17 protein-coding genes and 1 pseudogene are annotated in these 19,536 nt (G+C 51.3%); 10 read left to right on the forward strand and 8 right to left on the reverse strand.

The window, feature by feature from the left end; translation table 11 throughout:
- Window positions 1-65 precede the first annotated feature (65 nt).
- From ABWV33_RS22150 to ABWV33_RS22165, 4 genes are all read left to right on the forward strand, one after another.
- A complete protein-coding gene (locus ABWV33_RS22150; RefSeq protein WP_353333885.1) occupies window positions 66-950 on the forward strand; it encodes a MurR/RpiR family transcriptional regulator in 885 nt (294 codons plus the stop codon).
- 3 nt (window positions 951-953) lie between these two features.
- Window positions 954-1,802 carry a carbon-nitrogen hydrolase family protein gene (locus ABWV33_RS22155; RefSeq protein ID WP_353333887.1) on the forward strand — a complete coding sequence of 283 codons (849 nt, stop codon included), beginning with the start codon at window positions 954-956 and terminating at the stop codon, window positions 1,800-1,802.
- Window positions 1,803-2,259: 457 nt separating this feature from the next.
- Window positions 2,260-3,153 (forward strand): DMT family transporter, encoded by an 894-nt coding sequence (locus ABWV33_RS22160; protein WP_353333915.1) that lies wholly within the window; start codon window positions 2,260-2,262, stop codon window positions 3,151-3,153.
- 1,252 nt (window positions 3,154-4,405) lie between these two features.
- Complete coding sequence (locus tag ABWV33_RS22165) at window positions 4,406-4,960, forward strand: hypothetical protein (protein ID WP_353333889.1); 555 nt, start codon at window positions 4,406-4,408, stop codon at window positions 4,958-4,960.
- Between the two features lie 112 nt (window positions 4,961-5,072).
- On the opposite strand, the pseudogene ABWV33_RS22170 reads toward ABWV33_RS22165, so the two are convergent.
- Window positions 5,073-5,342 (reverse strand): annotated as a pseudogene (locus ABWV33_RS22170) (integrase core domain-containing protein); the annotation flags it as partial.
- Between the two features lie 432 nt (window positions 5,343-5,774).
- Here ABWV33_RS22170 and ABWV33_RS22175 point away from each other — a divergent pair.
- Together ABWV33_RS22175 and ABWV33_RS22180 are read left to right on the forward strand one after the other, a co-directional pair.
- Window positions 5,775-6,452 carry a TetR/AcrR family transcriptional regulator gene (locus ABWV33_RS22175; protein ID WP_353333891.1) on the forward strand — a complete coding sequence of 226 codons (678 nt, stop codon included), beginning with the start codon at window positions 5,775-5,777 and terminating at the stop codon, window positions 6,450-6,452.
- A 64-nt stretch (window positions 6,453-6,516) separates the two neighbouring features.
- Window positions 6,517-8,451: a DUF1214 domain-containing protein gene (locus ABWV33_RS22180; protein WP_353333893.1), complete on the forward strand. Its 1,935-nt coding sequence runs from the start codon at window positions 6,517-6,519 to the stop codon at window positions 8,449-8,451.
- A 493-nt stretch (window positions 8,452-8,944) separates the two neighbouring features.
- Here ABWV33_RS22180 and ABWV33_RS22185 read toward each other — a convergent pair whose 3' ends face one another.
- From ABWV33_RS22185 to ABWV33_RS22210, 6 genes are all read right to left on the reverse strand, one after another.
- Window positions 8,945-9,451 (reverse strand): DUF3299 domain-containing protein, encoded by a 507-nt coding sequence (locus tag ABWV33_RS22185; RefSeq protein WP_353333895.1) that lies wholly within the window; start codon window positions 9,449-9,451, stop codon window positions 8,945-8,947.
- Between the two features lie 78 nt (window positions 9,452-9,529).
- Window positions 9,530-10,780, reverse strand: coding sequence for an ABC transporter permease (locus ABWV33_RS22190; RefSeq protein ID WP_353333897.1), 1,251 nt, complete (start codon window positions 10,778-10,780; stop codon window positions 9,530-9,532).
- On the reverse strand, window positions 10,777-11,478 hold the full coding sequence (locus tag ABWV33_RS22195; RefSeq protein ID WP_353333899.1) for an ABC transporter ATP-binding protein: 702 nt from the start codon (window positions 11,476-11,478) through the stop codon (window positions 10,777-10,779). Before ABWV33_RS22195 ends, ABWV33_RS22190 begins: the two co-directional genes overlap by 4 nt.
- 2 nt (window positions 11,479-11,480) lie before the next feature.
- On the reverse strand, window positions 11,481-12,074 hold the full coding sequence (gene zrgA / locus ABWV33_RS22200) for a zinc uptake protein ZrgA (protein WP_353333901.1): 594 nt from the start codon (window positions 12,072-12,074) through the stop codon (window positions 11,481-11,483).
- Between the two features lie 29 nt (window positions 12,075-12,103).
- A complete protein-coding gene (locus ABWV33_RS22205; RefSeq protein ID WP_353333903.1) occupies window positions 12,104-12,490 on the reverse strand; it encodes a Fur family transcriptional regulator in 387 nt (128 codons plus the stop codon).
- A gap of 455 nt (window positions 12,491-12,945) precedes the next feature.
- Window positions 12,946-13,476: a hypothetical protein gene (locus tag ABWV33_RS22210; RefSeq protein ID WP_353333905.1), complete on the reverse strand. Its 531-nt coding sequence runs from the start codon at window positions 13,474-13,476 to the stop codon at window positions 12,946-12,948.
- An 18-nt stretch (window positions 13,477-13,494) separates the two neighbouring features.
- On the opposite strand from ABWV33_RS22210, the gene ABWV33_RS22215 reads away from it, so the two are divergent.
- Complete coding sequence (locus tag ABWV33_RS22215) at window positions 13,495-15,771, forward strand: pentapeptide repeat-containing protein (protein WP_353333907.1); 2,277 nt, start codon at window positions 13,495-13,497, stop codon at window positions 15,769-15,771.
- A gap of 246 nt (window positions 15,772-16,017) precedes the next feature.
- On the opposite strand, the gene ABWV33_RS22220 is transcribed toward ABWV33_RS22215, so the two are convergent.
- Entirely contained in the window at window positions 16,018-16,368 is a 351-nt protein-coding gene (locus tag ABWV33_RS22220) for a GIY-YIG nuclease family protein (protein WP_353333909.1), read from the reverse strand.
- Window positions 16,369-16,827: 459 nt separating this feature from the next.
- Here ABWV33_RS22220 and ABWV33_RS22225 point away from each other — a divergent pair, with 459 nt between their 5' ends.
- The 3 genes from ABWV33_RS22225 (at window position 16,828) to ABWV33_RS22235 (ending at window position 19,044) form a co-directional block, all read left to right on the forward strand.
- Window positions 16,828-17,409: a VOC family protein gene (locus ABWV33_RS22225; RefSeq protein ID WP_353333917.1), complete on the forward strand. Its 582-nt coding sequence runs from the start codon at window positions 16,828-16,830 to the stop codon at window positions 17,407-17,409.
- 631 nt (window positions 17,410-18,040) lie between these two features.
- A complete protein-coding gene (locus ABWV33_RS22230) occupies window positions 18,041-18,508 on the forward strand; it encodes a DUF308 domain-containing protein (protein WP_353333911.1) in 468 nt (155 codons plus the stop codon).
- Between the two features lie 281 nt (window positions 18,509-18,789).
- Window positions 18,790-19,044 carry a GlsB/YeaQ/YmgE family stress response membrane protein gene (locus tag ABWV33_RS22235; protein WP_164622455.1) on the forward strand — a complete coding sequence of 85 codons (255 nt, stop codon included), beginning with the start codon at window positions 18,790-18,792 and terminating at the stop codon, window positions 19,042-19,044.
- The last annotated feature ends 492 nt before the right edge of the window (window positions 19,045-19,536 follow it).

Consider the following 19,536-nt stretch of genomic DNA (forward strand, 5'->3'; position numbering starts at 1 on the left):
GCTCTAACTGGCGTCCAATACAGGGACAGAGCGAGGCCAGAATGCCAAAGGAAGTGTCACCCGACATGAGCGACTATCTTCAAACCAGCGAGCGCCTGAAAGAGCTGTTCCCAGAGCTGCCGCGCGCGTTGAAGATTGCGGCGACATACATGCTGGAACATCCCGGTGATATCGCCACCCTGTCGATGCGGCAAGTGGCGGCGAATGCTGGGGTGTCGTTGCCCAATTTCTCGCGTATTGCCAAGGCGTTGGGGTTCGAAACCTATGGCGAGCTGCGCGAAATCTATCGCAAGCAGGTGCAGCAGAACGATATCAGCGAATACCACTTGCGGGCTGAAAACCTGCAACAAGCAGGCAGTGATATTGGGGCCGCGCGCCTGTGGGATGAATTTCGCCAATCTACACTTAGCAATCTGACCGCGATTTTCGATGCCATTGATCCGGATTACTTTGCCTTGGTGGCCAAGGTGCTGAATGACAGCAATCAGATCTATATCGCCGGTATGCAGGCTTCGGCCAGCTTTTCGGGCTATGCGCATTACATCGGAGGCATGGCGAGCAACAAATTCCGGCTGGTCCGCGGCGAGGGTGGTGTTTTTGCCGACCCGATTGCGGATATTGGCGAAGGCGATGCGATGATCACCATCAGTCAACAACCCTGCGCGCGTGCCTCCATAGAGCTTGCTATGATTGCGCGCGAGCGCGGAGCCAAGGTTGTCGCCTTGACGGATAGCCCGGCGGCGCCAATCGCTATGCATGCCGATTATGTGCTGCTCAGCCCCAATCGAAGCCCGCTGTTCTTTGAATCTTATGTGGGCAGCACTGTGTTGATCGAGGCGTTGATTGGGTTCTTTACGATCGGCCAGTCCAGCGAGGCAGTGGCCCGGATCGAACGGATCGAAGCGGATCGCCAACGTATGAACGAATATTGGAAAAATAAGAAAGCCTAAACTATGACCGCCAATGACACCCTGACCATTCTGGCCTGCCAGATCAGCATTCCGCCGATGACAACGGTTGCCCAGCGGGATGCGCATCTAGAGGTGTCTGCAACCAAAGTGCGCCAACAGGTGGTGCAGTCTGAAACGTGGGTGGATTTGGTGGTACTGCCTGAGCTGTCCAGCATTGAATATGCGCGCGAAACCTTTGCAGAACTGAAAACGCTCGCTGAGCCATTGGATGGCCCTTCGTTTCAGGCATGGCGACGGGTTGCTGTGGATCTGGGGGTCTTCGTTTCTTACAGCTTTCCGCGCGCTGGTTCAGGCGGGCCGTTTATTTCAATCGGTGTCGTCGGGCCAGATGGGGCATTGCTTGGGCATTACGACAAACTGCATCTGGCGCAATATGGCGCTTCAATGGAAAAGGAATATTTCAATCGCGGCAACCACCTGTTTACCTTTATGGTCAAAGGGTTCCGGCTGTCGCCGATCATCTGCTACGACATTCGTATTCCAGAATTGGCGCGCACCTTGGTTGTGGATCATGCTGTTGATGTGATCTTGCACTGTGGCGCGTATTATCGCGATGAATCCTTTCACACCTGGCACCCGTTTGCGATTGCCCGCGCTTTAGAAAACCAAGTGTTCTTTCTTTCGTTAAACCGTGCTGGTGAGACCTACGGGAATTCTCTGTTCTGCTTGCCATGGCAGGATGAAAATACCCCCCCGGTAACTTTTGCAGAAACCGCCGAAGAGTTCCGATTCCTGACAGTGAACCGGGACGCTTTGGAAACCGCACGACGGGACTATACGTTCCTTAAAGATCGTTTGGATGATTACAAAATCGATTTACTGTCCGCATAAAGGAGTCTCTCTCTTGTACCCGAAGAGCCAAAGGGGGGCAGGCTATTTTGGCTACAATTATGACTCATATAATCAATGTTATGTAATTAAAAGTAACCCTGAATGAAACTGCTTCTGCTCATAACTCTTTCTAAGATGGCTGATCCACGCTCTGATATCACATTTGCAATCTCGAAATGTGACTCCCTGCACGCTAGCTAGTGGAGGCAAACTGTTTGACCCCCAACCATTCAAGATAGCCACGACTTTATTGAGTGCCAGTTGACATACACCAAAAGCCAGAAAAAGGGCGTGGTAAGACAAGACCTAAAGACCCAACTTTCCCTCTGCCTCTATGAGCAGGAAACGGGTCGTTTCACTGAACTTGATGTGATTTACCTGAGTGGCACAATAACCGGGGGCGGAGATAATCGTGGCAGCAAAACCTTCATCATCCATGGATCTGAAAGCCACGATTATGCTTTTGTCCCTTGCAGCGGTGTGGGGGGGCTCCTTTTTCTTTGCAGAGGTCGCTTTAAGAGAAGTTCCCCCGATGACAATAACCCTCCACAGGGTGTTTTGGGCATTGCCGATTTTGGGGCTTATAGTCGTCCTGAAAGGTATACCCATTCCTCGAAGTATGAAAACCTGGGGGGCCTATCTGGTGATGGGTGGACTTAACAATGCGATCCCATTTTCATTGATTTTCTGGGGCCAGACGCAAATTGATAGTGGTTTGGCCTCCATTTTGAATGGTACCACGGCAATGTTTGGCGCAATTGTCGCTGGCATTGTGCTGGTGGATGAGCCTTTAACCCTAAAGAAAATCGTCGGAGCTGCATTGGGCGTTGCAGGTGTGACGTTCATCATGGGCCCTGGGGTGTTAACGGACTTCAACCTAAGTAATCTTGCGCAGCTGGCAGTCCTTGGTGGGGCATTATCTTATGCATTTGCCAGTGTTTGGGGAAAGCTAAAGCTTGCCGACCAGCCCCCGCTGATGAATGCCTTTGGAATGGTCGCAGGCAGCACCGTATTGATGCTACCTATCGTGTTTATCTTTGATGGCACGCCGCGCCTCGATCTTTCTGCTGGTGTTTGGGGGTCCCTGTTTGGTGTGGCGGCTCTGTCGACTGCGCTGGCCTATCTTCTCTATTTTGCCATTCTTGCGCGCGCTGGTGCCGCGAATTTGATGCTGGTTACCTTACTGATTCCACCGTTTGCCATTGGACTTGGGGTGTTGTTTTTGGATGAACAGTTGGGGGCCAATGCCTTAATCGGCTTTACAGTCATCGCTTTGGGGTTCGCGGTGACAGACGGACGGCTGTTTGAGCGGCTCATACTGAAATCCAAGGCTGATGCTGAAATGCAGTAGATGCACCACTGAACGTCTGCCACCAGTCCCTCCAATCACCCAAGAATCGTGCCAAAAAAGTGAAATTGGGTAAGCCTAACTTTCCTCCCAAATTTTTGGATTCATCCTATTTATCCGTCTTCGGAAGGTTCCAAAACGTCATCGCATTGGCTGGCTACCGCTTTACATGAGCGCATATCAGGATCCGCATCTATGGCTTGAAACGTCGAAGAATTTTATTTTTACCTTCCAAAGGTGCATCCACTACTTTGAGTAAAGGCCTCGTTGGTAAAAGGTGTTCAGTATACTGTTGCTCGCTGTGCAAAGGAATCCAGATTACCTATCCTGATTCGCGTTCCCAAAAATTTCAATTAAACGTCTGCGGCCCAGAAAGAGTACCATGAGGTCGAGGTGTCGAAAATTTGACCCTCTATATCGAATTTCATGAGATGTTCCCGAAACCCGGGAAGTGGTTCATGCATCGAAATCAGGATCGGGCGCCCAAGTTGCTCACACAACGAGGTATTCAAACCAACTCCTCTTCGGAGGCTTCCCTTATCAAAACCTCTAACCTGTGCACAATTTTATTGCGATTTACCGAAATCAAATGCTCGGAAAAGGAGGGTCTTTTGGTGGCTTTGTGACCACCGATACCTACTATTTTCCTGTTTGGCTTTCTGTTGAGGCGTTGGGTGCAACCGTCTCCGCTTGCCGGGGAATGTCACCTCTAAGGAGCTGCTACCACTTCGCGCGTGTAAACACGTTAAGCTGCCCTTGGAGAGCTAGTCGAATCTTTGGCAGTTGCGAGAGCTAGATGCCAAACTGGTTGATCTATTCACCGCCCGCGTGGCCATTTACTATGAATCGGGCAATGGCTTCGACAAATCCATGAAAAACCAATTGGAAATACTGTTACGACTTGCATCCGAGTTACTCACCGCAATCTATGACCAAATCGCAAAAGCGCGCGTGAAGTAACGCCTGACTTAGAAATTTGTGCCATAGGGCAAGTTTGGACCCTTCCTTGCGGTGCGTTTCAAAGGCAACAAAGCGCAGGATTGTGACCTTTGCAAAGTCCGGAAATCTACCCAGCAACGCAGCCTAAGAGCGCTGCGCTGCCGCGCCAGATGCGATCATTGATGAGGGCTGCACCGAGTTTTCGTGTAGAAAGGTAGCTAAGCGGGACAAGGTGTAAATCCACAGCGATACCATTTGTCATTGCCTTGCCCAAGGAGAGTAAGGGGTGCCATCCACAATAAGGGCGTGTATCTTAATGTCTTTCCTTAAAAAACTAATTATTCTGCTTGTGTTTGTATTAAACGGTGAGATGTCCGAGGCTCAAATTTTGAAGAGCTCCTACGGTTTTTTCAAGCCTGGATTGAATGTAGAAAATGAGAGCGATCTAGCAGGAATATTCGCTATCGCTTCAACTTTACAGATATTGGATCATGCAGATCCTGTAGTTTTTAAAAGGAATCAGATTGCAAAGGATCTCAACTTTTTCTTTGCTTCTGGTGATAGGTTCATTGAAAACGAACGTGTTTCCCCAAGATCGATTGGGGGATTGCCACGAGAGTTAGTAAAAGCCGTTACAAGCCTTCCGACCAACACGAGTGTTTGTTATGTGCAGGGGTTTACGGTTGGGAGTGAGAGGAACCGAATTGTTTTGTCTGTACATAACAGTGAAGGCGGAGATACAGAAGATTCCTATAGGTGTTTTACCGCAGCAGTTTGGTATTTTAAATGGGGAGATCTGGAAAATGTTGATTTAACCAACTGGAAGAGTACGATTTTGGGTCTTTTAGGAGGTCAAGCTGATGGGGGATAGTAGTAATTCTCCCGCATTTGACAGGTTTTCTGGCCCCTTGTCCGTCGTTAGAGTTTTTGGCACCAATGGTAGATATAACAAGTGAAGAGTTTGGCTCATCTGGTTGGCTTGACTATGTGGCGCGTTGTTTGTGATGCAAGCGTCGCATTTCGAGCATTTTACGTTTGATCCTCTCCTTTTGTTGTAGATTGGTTTTGTCGCACCCACAGTAGACATCGGCGAGTGTGACGTTTCTCAGGCTCTCGTGGTAACGCTGACGATTGTAATGATCGACGAAGACCTCAATCTGAGTTTCAAGATCACACGGCAGGAAGTAATTTTCCAGCAGGATGCATTTCTTTAAGATCTGATGGCAGAGTTCGGCTTTTCCCTGAGTTTGCGGGGGCTATGACTTCGACAGTTGTGATCGTGCGCTAGGGCCGTTGAATGACCGTTTTCGGGAAGCTGACCATCAAACCTCGCAACCGCGGTATTTGGGGCCTTGTATTTGATCTCAATGACCGCTTCGGGCTGCCAGCCGTCATCTGACAGTTTCCGCCAGCCAACTCACGTTTTCGGGGCGGATCGAGAGGCAGAAATGCGCAGTTAGCGATCTTTGCAAAGCTGTGTTGCTCGCACGCTACAGGAGCCAATCACTCTGCACCGCCGCATGAAAAGCGGACATTCTCCCAACATTGCGCAGCGATTTCGACTTGGAAGTCGCCTGTGCGGGACATTGCCGTCGCTCGAAAACCATATACCCGAATGCGATGAGGCAATTCTAGAAACCTCAGGTTTTCTGGACTCCTGACGCTTTGTCATATTTACTGACATCATGTCAAAAGGTGCCAAGCACGTTTCTGTAACACATCCATCTTCGCGTTACATGCTGCCTAGCAAGGCCGCATTGACCCGGTCGGCGATACTTGACGCCGGAAGCGAGTTTTTAGAGACCCGTCCGTTTCGAGATTTGACGGTTGGTATTCTTATGGCAGCAACAGAGTACAGCCGTCCGACGTTCTACCTTTATTTCAATGATCTACATGGTTTGCTGGAAACGCTTTTGGACGAAGTTAAGGAGGGCATTGTCGAAGGAGCTCAAGCCTGGCTGTCAAACGAGAGTGACGGGATACCAGGTTTGCAAAGGAGCCTGAGGTCACTCGTCGATGTTGGATATGAACATGGGACCATTCTTAGGGCGGTCTCGGATGCCGCGCCAAGCGATGCAAGACTAGAAAACGTCTGGGAAACCTTCCTGAATTCATTTGACGAGGTTGTTTCGGCACGCATTGAGCAGGATCAAGCTATCGGTGTCACCCCTGAGTTTGATCCTCTTCCAGTTGCACGGGCATTGAACCGAATGGATGCAGGCATTTTGATTAATGCTTTTGGCGCGTATCCAAAAGCTGAGAAAGAGGATGTTTTATCGGCCATCACACGAATTTGGCTGGCCACGCTTTATCCGTTCGATGCGGAACTCGTTGTCGGAAATAAAAGCAAAGGAAGCGCGTAAAATTCTTCTGCAGTCAGCCTTCGTACAACAGCTAACGAATATCTAAACCAGGGGAGAACGATCTATGAAACTCAGTAACCGGCTTGCAGGTGTTGCCTGCTTTGCAGCCATAATGGGAGGAATGAGCCTATCACCCTCCTGGGCACAAGAAGTGCCAAGAATGGAGATGGCGACCGTTTTCCCGGAAGGGATTACGACGCCTGACAATATTCAGACTCGGGTCGGCGAGCTCAACTTTTTTGACGGTGTGCCAGATGTGGAATCCGCTCAGAAAGTCTATAATCTTCTGGATTTTACACACGCGTATCAAGCTTTTCTGGACGGCACCAAAATCGCTTCGATGGATGCGATCCGTAAGGGAATTCTTGAATTCGGCCCTGCGAACACAACAGCCGTCTTGTTTGAGGGGCTGATGGATTCAAAAGCGCTGTTCCTGACAGCCAACACAACCAGTGTCTATATGTTCTCATGGTTGGAGCTTGGCGACGAACCGATGGTGATCGAAACACCGCCGAACGTGCTTGGGTTTATAAATGATCATTGGTTCAGATATGTGATCGACTTCGGCAACCTTGGCCCAGACGAAGGGCAAGGTGGAAAGTTTCTTGTGCTACCGCCGGGCTATGAGGGTGAAGTGCCAGATGGGTATCACGTCGCGCGTACGAACACCTTTGGGAATTGGGTGATATGGCGCGGTTATCAAAAAGATGGAACGACCGATTTGGCAATCAGCCAGACCAAAGAAATGTTCCGCATGTATCCGCTGTCTCAAAAGGACAATCCGCCTGAAATGACTTTTGTAAATGCGTCAGGACAGGAGATGAATACAATCCACCGGATGGACGCAGAGATTTTCAACGAAATCAATGACGTAGTTCAAGCCGAATCACTGATGGGTGAAAATCCCGAACTGCTTGGTCACCTCGCTGCAATCGGTATCGTGAAGGGCCAGCCCTTTGAACCCGATGAGAGAATGCAGGCCATCTTGGAAGCCGCCGCCAAAGCGGGCTCGGTTACGGTCAAGACGATAATCTCCAAACCGAAAGATGAGCGGTTCTATTGGTATCCGGGTGAAAGCTACTGGCAAACAGCTTTTCCCGGTGGAGCATACACTTGGGAACTGGACGGCGTATCAATTCAGGATATTAGAGCAGCGTTCCACTTCTACGCGACAGGCATCACACCTGCGATGGCTTTGAAGAAGGTCGGGAAGGGCTCGCAATATGCATTCACCTACGTGGATTCCAATGGCAATCCTCTGGATGGCAGCAAGACCTATAAGGTTAACGTACCTGCAGACGTGCCAGCGAAGGATTTCTGGTCGTTTACATTGTACGACAACCAGACGCGCTCAATGCTTCAAACAGACGCTCAGTTTCCGGCCATCGGCAGCAACGACACAGGTGTCGTTCAGAACGAGGACGGTTCGTACGACATCTACTTTGCGCCTGAGGCTCCTGAAGGCAAAGAGAGCAATTGGGTTCAAACGGTGCCGGGCAAAGGCTGGAACACAATCTTCCGTCTTTATGGTCCACTTGAATCATGGTTCGATCAGACATGGCGTCCGGGAGACATTGAACTGGTTGAATACGCTTCCTCAGGAGCGTCATCAAATGCCGAAACCGCTGAAGATATCACACTGCGCATAACGGTCGACGGGCGCGTGGCGGTGTATGGTGTTCAGTTTGATACTGGCTCCACTTCGATCCAGCCAGGCTCAGAAGAGACTTTGGCTGCAATTGCCGAAATGATGGCCGAACTGCCCGATCTCAAAGTTGCGGTCGTCGGTCATACAGACGACGTCGGGGGTTACGACAGCAATCTTGATCTGTCCAAACAGCGCGCCGACGCCGTCGTTGCCGATCTCGTCAACTCTTACGGTATCGACAGCGCACGTTTGTTCGCCGCTGGTGCGAGCTTCCTTGCCCCTATCGCAAGCAACGAAACCGAAGAGGGGCGTGCACTAAACCGACGCGTAGAACTTGTCAGAGCTCCTTAAATAGTGAACGGGGCGCGCTAACGTGTCCCGTTCAAAGCCTTGCTCCGATGCATCCAATTAATTCTGAAGTCTTGAGCCAAGGCACGTCTTTGTGTGTCGGACGGACCTGTCGATCAAGTCGATTCACGGCAAGACTACCAGAATTCGGTTGGACCGCTATGGGCTCTCAGCCGCCGTTCGCTGCAGTTGGCCCAGACAACCGCTCCCAGCCCGAACCAGACATTCGTTAGGCGAGCAGTGGAGGGCTGCGACGAACCCAATGTTGCCGTTGGTTCGCTCAATTCCTGCGCACCTGCAGCGAATGGCTGGTCTAAACCAAAGCGATTAATCGTGTGTTCCGAAAGGAGTGGAAAGAGGGCCGCGAAACAGATTTATCGAGGGCATGTTGAATAATGAGAACTGCGACGTCTTTTCTGCATAACTAACAAACCTGAAGCGGCACTAGCCAAGTACCATCAGGTCAAGTTCACAGAGTCATGCTTTGAGGCAGCGATCAACCGAATGGCGTGATTTTGGTCGCTTCCATGACATAGCCAACGTCAGCGAGTTCCGTAGATGTCGAAGCCGTTCCAAGTTTACCGGTCACCTTCACGGCCTCAAACATACCTTCCAGTTCGTATGGTCGCTTGGAGATGACTAGTACGAGCTGATTTGCCGGCGGCGGCGGCACGTGTACACAAGCGCCAACATAAGGGACGAGAAGGAACGTCGTGACACCTGTCCCATCATATTCGATCGGAACCACGAAACCAGGCAACTGAACGGTTTTACCATTCCAGTCGGTGCGGATCCCAGTGGACTCCGGTTGTTGGCTAGAGAGCGAAGCCCTGTCATGGTCCACGATACCGCGTAGTGAATTGGGAATTGTCGATGTTCCTTCTGGCAGAAGATCATCCCATGCAAGTTCGATAGTTTCTGCCGCCAAAATCCTAGAGGGAACGAACGAAAACGCAGCAATGCCTACAAAGGCGATTCGGCGTGATATTCGATGCTTGGTCATTCGTTTCGCTCCAATTTCGCGATGTAATTTGCTCGACTAATAAAACAATCCCAGTTCCAGTGACTTTCATCTGCCTCATCATGACTTGACCATCATACCGTCTGCCAGGGACAAGCGGTAGGCACGGTATGCGGGAACAAGGCTCACGATTGCGCCAGCAACGACAACCGCGAGAATGACGCCAATTTCTCGCCAGTTGGGTGGCTCTATTGGTAACCAAAGACCGAAAGCGTTGTCGAGAATTGGCTGCGCAGTTGCGAGGCCAAGGTAAAGGAAACAAAGCCCAAGCACCGCCCCAACAGCCGCTGTAAGCATGGCTTCCAGCACAAGCATCCCAAGGATATTCGATGGTCTGGCCCCCATGGCGCGAAAAATCGCCATTTCCCGGCGGCGTTCGTTCAGGCTGGAAAAGATGGTGGCCATCATTCCGACCAGGGCAGTGACAACAACCATTGCTGAGACCGCAACCAACGCGGTTTCAGCAATGCCAACGATGCCCCAAAGCTCCTGTAGCGCGACCCCTGGCAAGATCGCAAGCAATGGCTCTTGCGGATACTCATTGACGCCGCGCTGCAGGGCAAAGGTCTGCAGAGGGCTTTTGACCCCAACGAGGACGGCAGTGACAGACTTCGGCGTCAGATCCATTTGCCGGATCGCTTCGACAGGGGTTGCCTGACCGGGGGCCTTTGCACCGCTCTTCCAATCTACGTGGATTGCTTCGATCGCTTCCATGCTGACGATGACTGTGCGGTCCACCGGAGTGCCGGTTTTCTTGAGGATTCCACTGACCCGGAACGGTTGATCTTTGTGTTCAGTGAATGAAGCAAGCCCATGTGCGACGACGATCGGATCCCCGACGGAGTATCCAAGTGCCTTCGCGACGTCAGAGCCGATCACAGCATCAAACAAGTCTGTCATGAGAGCGCCTTCAGCGGGTTCAAGGTCGCGGTCCTGACGATACTTGTAGTGTTCAAAGAACGCTTTGGTCGTTCCCATCACGCGAAACTGGCGGTGACTATCACCAAGGGAGATCGGGACGATCCACTCGACTTCGGAACGCCGGGCAATTTCTTGATAGCTTTCCCAAGTAACGTTGTTAGTTGCATTGCCAATTCGAAAGACCGAGTAGAGCAGCAATTGAACCGAGCCAGAGCGTGCCCCGACGATGAGGTCCGTTCCTGAAATTGTGTCTGCGAAGCTCATCTTGGCCCCGGTGCGTACTTTCTCTACACCTAGGAACAAGGCAACAGAGAGCGCAATTGCCAGAATTGTCATGCTAACCGTCAGCGCCCGGGCCAAAAGCGAGGCAATGGCAAGGCGGACAATCATGCCGCACGGCTTTCGAATTTGGCAATGTCCGACAACTCGACGACACGGCCAAATCGTTTGCCGAGCCTGGGATCATGGCTGACCATCAACAACGAGGCTCCAATTTCCCCGAGTTGGCCGAACATCACGTCAAGAAAGGCGTTTTGGCTGCTTGCATCCAGCGACGACGTGGGCTCGTCCGCAATCATGAGTGGAGGTTGACCGATCAGGGCACGCGCGACTGCCACACGTTGCTGCTGTCCGACACTTAGAGCACTTGCACGTTGCCCCAACAGGTCATCGGACAGACCCAATGATCGACAGAGACTGATCGCTTCCGCCAATGGCTTTTTGGCGCGCGCGCTGCGATTTGGCGCATAGCAGAGAGGCAGCAAAATGTTGTCAGAAACTGTCGCGAATGGCAGCAGATTGAACTGCTGGAAAATCACACCGATCTGTTCTGCGCGTAACCGGTCGCGTCCCGCTCCTGAAAGTGCGGCCATGTCCGTACCCGAAACATCGATAATGCCGGAAGCGGGTTTAAGGGTTCCACAGATCAATGATAGCAAAGTGGATTTCCCCGACCCGCTTTCTCCTAGCAATAGAACAGTTTCCCCTTCCTCGAGGCGAAACGCCGGTACATTGAGCGAGAACGAGCTCCGACCCGGCCACTGGAACTGGACGTCCCTCATGTTCAGAATTGGAGCGCTCCCGGACATACTCAGAACATACCACGCAAATCGAGGATTGGCTCATCTCTTTCAACTTCAAAGGCCTGAGCGCCAGCACCTGTGACGATCTGTACCTCTAGTTCACGCGCATTCTGAAACGCCTCGAAATATGCGAATGTAATCTCGTTGATTGCTGAAGGGTTCGCGCATGTCAGCACGTATTCAGCATGAAACTCGGTGTGGCTGGCTTCGGCTTCATGTTCCTCGTGATGTCCGTCTTCTGCATGTTCTTCATGCTCTTCGTCCTCGGCGTGCTCTTCATGTTCTTCTTCGCTCTCAAGTTCCGCGCTGGCTTGTATCACAGAGCATTTTGCACTTTCAGAAAGCACGAACAGTTCCTGTGGCTTGGCAAGCATCGCGACAGCGGTATCGATCGCAGCTCGATCTTCAGCACTTTTGGCCTCATACTCGAACCCCACTAAGTCAGCGCCAGGTGCATGGAGTTCCATCGCAACGGTCTTTCCCTCCAACGCGATGTTCAGCTCGCCAACTCCATGTTCATGGGCATCCAACTGGCGGGTGTCCTCGGCGAAAGTCGGCTGAGCAATGACCACGGCTAATGCAAGAGGGAAAGTATGTTTCATATTATTTCCTTTGGGTTGATTACTTTGTGTCAGGCCGCACAGGTGCGGCAATGCCCACGGACTTCGACAATGTGCCGCTCCGGTTGAAAGGCACTCGGCGCAACGAGTTCATTCAATGACGGCATGAGACTGCTTCCGTCATGTTCCTCGACGGATCCGCAATCATCACAGATTGCCAGGACCGGTATGCTTTCGGTATGGTTACAACGACATGGGACAAAGGCTTTGATCGATTCAAGCCGGTGCACTCGTCCCTGATCCGTCAATGCCGATAATGTCCGATAAACTGTTGGTGGAGCTATATCGGGCTCATCGCTCTGAAGCTGTTCAAGAATTTGATAGGCAGTCATTGGGCGGTGGCGCGATCGAAGCACGCTGAGGATGTCAGACTGGCGCCTGGAGGCTTGTTTGCGCATTTGAAAAGCTCCTTTGAGCAAGAAATGTTATTTTATAAAATAACAAATTGCAACTTGCCGTACGGACCGTTTTGTTTTGCCTTCAAGACAACACGCCTTACTTTGAAACCTTTTTCCAGTTAATCGCTTGATGCTTCTCGCATAATCTAGAAAACGCACGGCCGGTTTGGGTTGCAAATGCGCCAATTTTAGACAAGGTCTGAAAGTCCGCATTGCCGACCTTCGTTGGATCCTGCCGCGAAGGCTGCTGGCAGCCCAAAGCTGTCATTGCTCTGAAATGTAATTATTAGGGATCTCGAGCATATTGCGAATTGGCTCAATCAACTTAACCTTATTCCAATCGTGGCAACGGCTTCCAAACTAAAGACACGTATTTTGGTTATAAAAGTGTCAATACCGCCAGTCTCTCAAGGAAATCTAAGCTGGTTATTCTCATCGAGAGCGGAAAACACGAGTTAGGTTGGTTGGAAAATACGTTCCATCAGATAGTAAGTTCCATGCAGGGTTGTCACCAAAATGCTACCCAATACAAACGACATTGAGAACACTAAAGCAGTCTTCAGCGAAAAAACAACCAACACCGCGTGCGTTGGCCACTGCGTTTCGATCAAGCTCCGGATACCAGGAGCTACGACCCCCAAAAGAAAACAAGCAGCGACAAGCAATAAGCTTACTATCGCTAGGTACCCAAATAGATAGGACAAAAACATCCTACGTGTAAGTTCATCCGAACCCTCTGTTTGCGCCGTCTTAATGAAAACCTTTGGCGCTGGTGAGGGCATGGTTTCATCCATGTGCTCACCACCAAAGGTGGCAACTGCAGCCAATGACGCGATGTAGAATCCGGGCAAGAGAGAAATTGTTCCTAGCAATCCAGTCAGAAACCCCTGCTTCCCAGTCAGAGCGAGCTCTCCCGGCAAAAATATAAGTCCGACAGTCAGGAGGGCTGCAAAAGAAAGAGGGAACGTCATGGTATAAAAACGCATCGAAGGATGGCAGACGCGATGGCACAGTTTCTTCAGCAGCTTCGCAAAAAGACAATTCTACAGGCCGCTAACCTTGACGAGGCAACGAAGGCTTTTCTCGTCCAAGCGTTGGACATTTCGCCTGAGGCGAAGTTCGACGCCTTGGTGATAGAAAGCCCTGCGTCGCATCTAGCTTTTGCAAGCGCTAAGGAAGGGCTTGCAAATTTAATCATGCGCATCACAACGTGGTCGAACTTTGACATTGAACATTGGCAGGCTATTTTTGATGAGTGCCTACCCCGCTCATCGCAAAAGGTTTTTGCGGCGTGCCATGATGAGATGAGCGGACTTATCGAAATCGTATCAGGGCCAGCCGGGGCAGCCCTTCAGAGGGATATCGCTTGGGCGCGGCACTATGAGTGGATCAATCAACGCTTCAGTCTCGACCCGGTTTTTTCACCGGACGGAACGGTCAAGACGCCGCTCAGTGATCTCTACATTCGTCTCCGGACCTATTGGCATGAAGAATACGAGGTGGATGAAGAAGGTCGGAGGGAGCCTGAGAAGCGATGGCGGGCGTATTTGGACGATCTTCATGGTGTCGTCGAGGATTGGCTGAACGCAGAGCCTAAGTTCCGTATCAGGGTCGTTGCAGGTGGGCCCGGGTCAGGGAAATCGTCCTTTGCCAAAGCCTTGGCATCAGACGTCGCCCAACGGGGGCGACACCGGGTTCTCTTCGTCGAGCTGCAGCGCATAGTCCTCACCAATGATCTTTACCGAGATATAGGGGGCTATTTCGAACAGCGACATCGACCGATTGGGACCAATGGGTCTCCGGGCTTTCACGACAATCCTTTGGATTGGGCCAAGACCGATAGTCGGCCTGTCTTGCTGGTCTTCGATGGGTTGGACGAGATTACGCATGACAGCGACCATGCAAAGGAAATTGCCCGCAATTTCATACTCAGCGTCCAAAGATTAATACAACAACAAAATAGTGACGGAGGCAACCTTCGCGCCGTAGTGTTGGGCCGGAATGCGGCCTGTCAGGAAGGGTTGGATGCAGCCAGTCTACCATTGGAAACGATGCTGAATGTGGCGCCAATCCGAAAATTGACCGATAACGATCTTCTGCCAGCCACGCGAAGTCATGCGAACGGCGACAAAGTTGATCTCCCGGAATTAAACGAAGAGGTGATGGCAGATCAACGATCTGATTACTGGAGCAATTGGCAGAGAAGCCAGCGCCTAACCAAAGAAGAAATGCCAGAAGCGGTAACGACGGCGGATCTGGCCGATTTGAATGCCGAGCCGCTCCTGCTTCACTTGCTGATTTTGTCCGACTATTGTGGTGCACGCTGGAAGGAGGCTGCTAAAAACAGCAACCTCGTCTACTATGACATCCTCAAGAAAATTCACGCCCGGAATGTAGCAGAGGGCAAGGCAGGGCGGCAGTTTACCGAACCTCAGTTTTTCCTTCTGATGGAGTGTCTCGGTCTGACAGCCTGGCGTGACAACCTGAGAACAGGAGACGAGACGACGTTCCTTGCAGTGCGGGAAACCCATGCCCGTTCGATCAAGAAAGAACTTAAGGCTTTCGCGCATGCGGATTTGGATAGTATGGTTCTGCAAACCCATGCTCGCAGAGTGGATGGCGCCGAGCCAGGGTTCGAGTTCATTCATAAATCCTTCGGAGAATACCTCGCCGCAAGGGCTTTGGTCAGCCTTGCGCGAAAAACCAATCGGCAGATGAACAATCCCAGTGATCCGGTCGAAGAAGAAACGGCGGCTAAAGACTGGGTGAAATTGGTGGGCAGCGCCGAGCTGTCTCAGGAATTACTGCGGTTCCTAAGAGATGAAATAGAAGACCGGATGAACACCGAGGAACTGTCGGCGGTAAACCTTCGCGGGGCGTACCTCAATGAAGTGAAGTTCCAAAAGGCGGATTTAAGAGAAGCGGATCTTGACCGGGCTGACCTCTACGGGGCGAACCTCCATGGGACGGACCTCCGTATGGCGGACCTCCGCGAGGCAGACCTCAGCGAGGCGGACCTCAGCGAGGCGGACCTAAAAGATTGCACATTTGGCGTCACGTCGATCAGGTTAGTGAACTTCCGCAATTCTAGGAACTTTGAACCAGATTCTGTTAATTCAATCTTCGGTGTCCGCTCTGGGTTCGGAATGACTTTGCTTCCCGATGGATTGGACTACCCAGAGTTCTGGTATGATGCCGACAAGGCGGATGAGGATAGTATCGAACTGGAGCAAAACTATCAGCGGGCTTACGAAGAATGGAAGGCGAAGCAAAGTTTTTAGGTCCGCTTTTCCCCCTTTGGCACAGTTAGGCCTAAGCGCGACAACGGCAGCAAAGGGCGTTCACTACTACCTAAAAGAAGGGCGGTCAATCATCCAGTCGCTTCAGGTAGGTGTCCTGTTCTTCGTACCCTATCTGTGTCCATTTATCTGCGTCTTGAAATGATGGATTAGCAGTATTTCGTTTCGAACCTATCGATCGATCAAGCAAGGCCTCCAGATCGAGGTTTGTGGTGTTCGTATTGTCTGTCAAGTCTTCTGGTGGCTTATACAACCCCAAGATATCAGTTTTCTGATTTGGCCGCCTAAAGATTGAAAATCGAACCAAGAGAAACGATCCCACTTCCCAGCCAAATGATCATCTAAGTGGTCCGTGAGGCGTTTCCCCAGCCCCTGAGCTCTTGTCAGACCGACATAAGAAGGGCCGTAATCGTCATAGAGAAAATAAATTCCCTGCGGAAATCGAAAATCAGCGATCTGAATCGTGCCTCGATTAGCACCTTTTCTGCCTAGCAGACGAAAACTGTCTTTATACCCTTGCTCAGGCTTCCAGTCGATTTCACTTTGCCTCCAAAACAATCCAAAGCTCGTAACCTTCATGAGAACATTTCTCCTCGGAAGCGTCGATAACTAAGTCAAAGGGCAACTACAATTCGATACCATGTGTCAAAAGAGGTGCCCGCTTTGGTGCAGCCGCATTGCAGCAACGCTGACCATCGCCGACGACTGCTTTGGGCTGGAAGCCATCCATAGGGGTTGGCCGCTTTGCGCAGGGACGCGGCCTTTGCAAAGTCCTGCACCGGCCCGGCCCGGTCCTTCGCAGCACGTCACGATGCTGCGCCGCGCCTTCCCGAAACTGGCGTTCATGCGCGGCGAAGTAATCCGATCCTCGAGGGACCTACTCTGCTGGCGACACCGCCATCCTAAAGGCGGAATTATTGATAGTTCTGTGCTTTTGTAAATCGCTAGAGAAACCTTCAATTTCTCTGAACATGTTGACGAAATTGGCTCCGAGCTGCACTGATGGTTACGGGGGAGCCTATGGCACAGACAAAAGAAATCAAAAAAGTACAAATCCAGGGAGTACACCACATCACGATCGTTGGCGCAGATCGTCAGACCTCGATCGATTTCTGGGAAGGTGTGCTGGGGATGCCGTTCATCTTCGACCAGCCGAACCTAGACAATCCAAACGAGGGCCATCTGTACTTTGATCCTGGCGATGGTCGTCTCATCACGATCTTCACCAACGAAGAGCGCCAGCCAGATGCCTCGCTTGTCCCCGAGGCCACGGGATCCCTCCATCATCTCGCGCTAAACGTGAGCCAGGCCACCTTTTGGCAGGCAGCTGCGCGACTCGATGAACGCGGCGTCAAGCATTCCGGCCCAGTAGACCGCGGATTCATGGATTCTATTTACTTTCGAGACCCGCTGGGCCTTCGGTTGGAGCTTGCGAGTTATCGGTTTGAACCCCCAGAGGGCTGCCGACATGCCGACGTAATGATCGAAGCGCACAAGATCCGCGTTGCCAGCGGCGATCACCACATAGACCGGGAGCATCTTACGGATGCAATCGAACTTCTGGTTAAGCGGCGGCAGAGTTCCTTGTCCGAAGATAGATCGGCACGGCAAGCCTATTAGAAGACAATGTCTGTTTCTCGAGTATGTTCCCGTCAACCGTCGCACGCTGGCCGGACGGATCGAGCGGCAGCAATGCGCAATAGTGGACTTTGCAAAGTCGCCCGAGCGGCCAATTGCTGATCTTGGCCAAGCCGCTCAGCGCTGCAGTGCAGTTTCTCCATAGCAGACACAGTTTACTAAACAGCATCCATCGATGTTTTCATGGCTGCAGTGCGGGGCGGTTACAACGCAACACACGCATTGCAGACGTCTCCGTCTGGACAATTGAACGTCCGCTGTTGCGAAGACGCCGCGGAGCGCTCAAGCGCCCTTATGTTAATTCGGGTCGATGAGCACAGCTATGTAAAGCAGTCGTGACAACGCCTTGGGCAGTGTCAAACCCGGTAAGTAAGTAAGGCCACAGCACTCCACTCTTCGCTATTCGGCTTGTATGAAGACACCATCGGGTTGTTACGCTAAACTGGTCCCATTCCCATGAGGAAGCGCACATGGAACAACCAGAAACCCCACATGCCGAGATTGTAGAAGACGACCGGCTTGAGGCCCGTGAGGCGCTTAGCAACAGGCTTGCTAATATCTGGTGGACCTTTTTCTGCGTGGGCTGCTAGCGGCGGGCGTGGGGATCGCAGCCTTGTTTTGGCCAACCGGCAGCATTTCACTATTGCTGCAACTTGTAGGCTTGCTTCTGGTTCTTGATGGTGGGCTGACACTGTTTGGGCTCGGGCGTCGGGGCGCAATTGGCAGCGTCGGCATTGGTACTATTGTGATTGGGCTGGTTTTGCTGATTTGGCCTGAGGGTGCTGCACGCTTTGCCTTTGTGTTATTAGGTACCTTCTCACTGATCACCGGCATAGGGTCTCTGCTGGCTTGGCAACAATTGCCAGAATGGAACCCTGAGCGTGTGACCGCACGCAATGCTGGCTTTGTGGCTTTGCTGATTGGCCTGTTTCTCATTTTCTGGCCAGGCACAGGGCTGGTCGCCCTCGGCTGGGCTATCGCCTTTGCTGCAATTTCATTGTCTGCAATGATGTTCTGGCTAGCCACACGGTTTAAAGGTGCCAACGAGCGCCTTAAAACTAAAATTATCAACCCACTTTAAATTGATTTTCTGGTCGGTTTTTAAAAAATGGCTGTTTGGCGCAAGCGCTCTGCAGGTTCTCTCGAGTTAATTACTAGCTGGGCAGCTTGGCGTGCCAGATCATGGCTGTTTTCACACTTTCTCATTCGGTGATCCTTCCCCTTTGAAGCGGTCCACCCCTATAGTTTGGAAAGCGGAGGAGCAGGGGGGGAGCATTGAGAGACCCAAGATGATCAGATAGCTTGAATAAAACGGCTATAACAACGAAGGTTTTTCCGTACGTAAAAACAAGGGGAACAATAATGGAATTTGGAAGTCTTATCTCGATGCTCATCATTGGGGCTCTTGCAGGCTGGTTGTCAGGAAAAATTATGGAAGGCCGTGGCTTCGGACTCTTAGGGAACATTATTGTTGGAATCGTCGGGGCTTTCTTAGCCGGACTCATTTTCCCTGCTCTTGGATTTTCAGTCGGCGGCGGGATTGTCGCTTCGATTTTGCACGCTACAATTGGTTCAGTGATACTACTTTTCTTAATCGGCTTGGTGAAGCGCACTTAGCGAATAGCAAATGGAAATCTGTTTTCTCGATACTGTCAGGCAAAACAAGTTTGAGACGGGCAGGACTAATGCAGTTTCCTAATCCCGAAAGAAACTTGCTTTGACGCAAATCAATCAACGGCCGCAACCAGTGCAGCGCACGCTCGGATTCGAGTTGGGCCAATTTGGCAGCGTTCAGTGACCGCTAAGGGGTAATTGCGCTGCAATGCCTTAACTTTGATCGCGATTTGGTGGATGCTCGTTCGGGAAGTTCGCTGCACACTCATCAGATCGCTTTATCTGCGCTATGGTCACAAACCATGTTTGACAGCTAGATCCACTATGGGGTGAGAGCGGTCGCTGGGCGGTTGTTGTGTAACTGTTGCGCTTAAGCTGTTTCAGTCCAGTTTCTCAAAATCTTGGATATTGCAAGATCAGTACAGCCAAACTGGGCTCTATTTGATTCCACGTGCAATTGGTTTAATACGACTCCCTTTCTGCGAAGAGGTCGTT

The organism is Phaeobacter sp. NW0010-22 (genome assembly GCF_040365955.1).
Lineage (GTDB): Bacteria > Pseudomonadota > Alphaproteobacteria > Rhodobacterales > Rhodobacteraceae > OMPR01.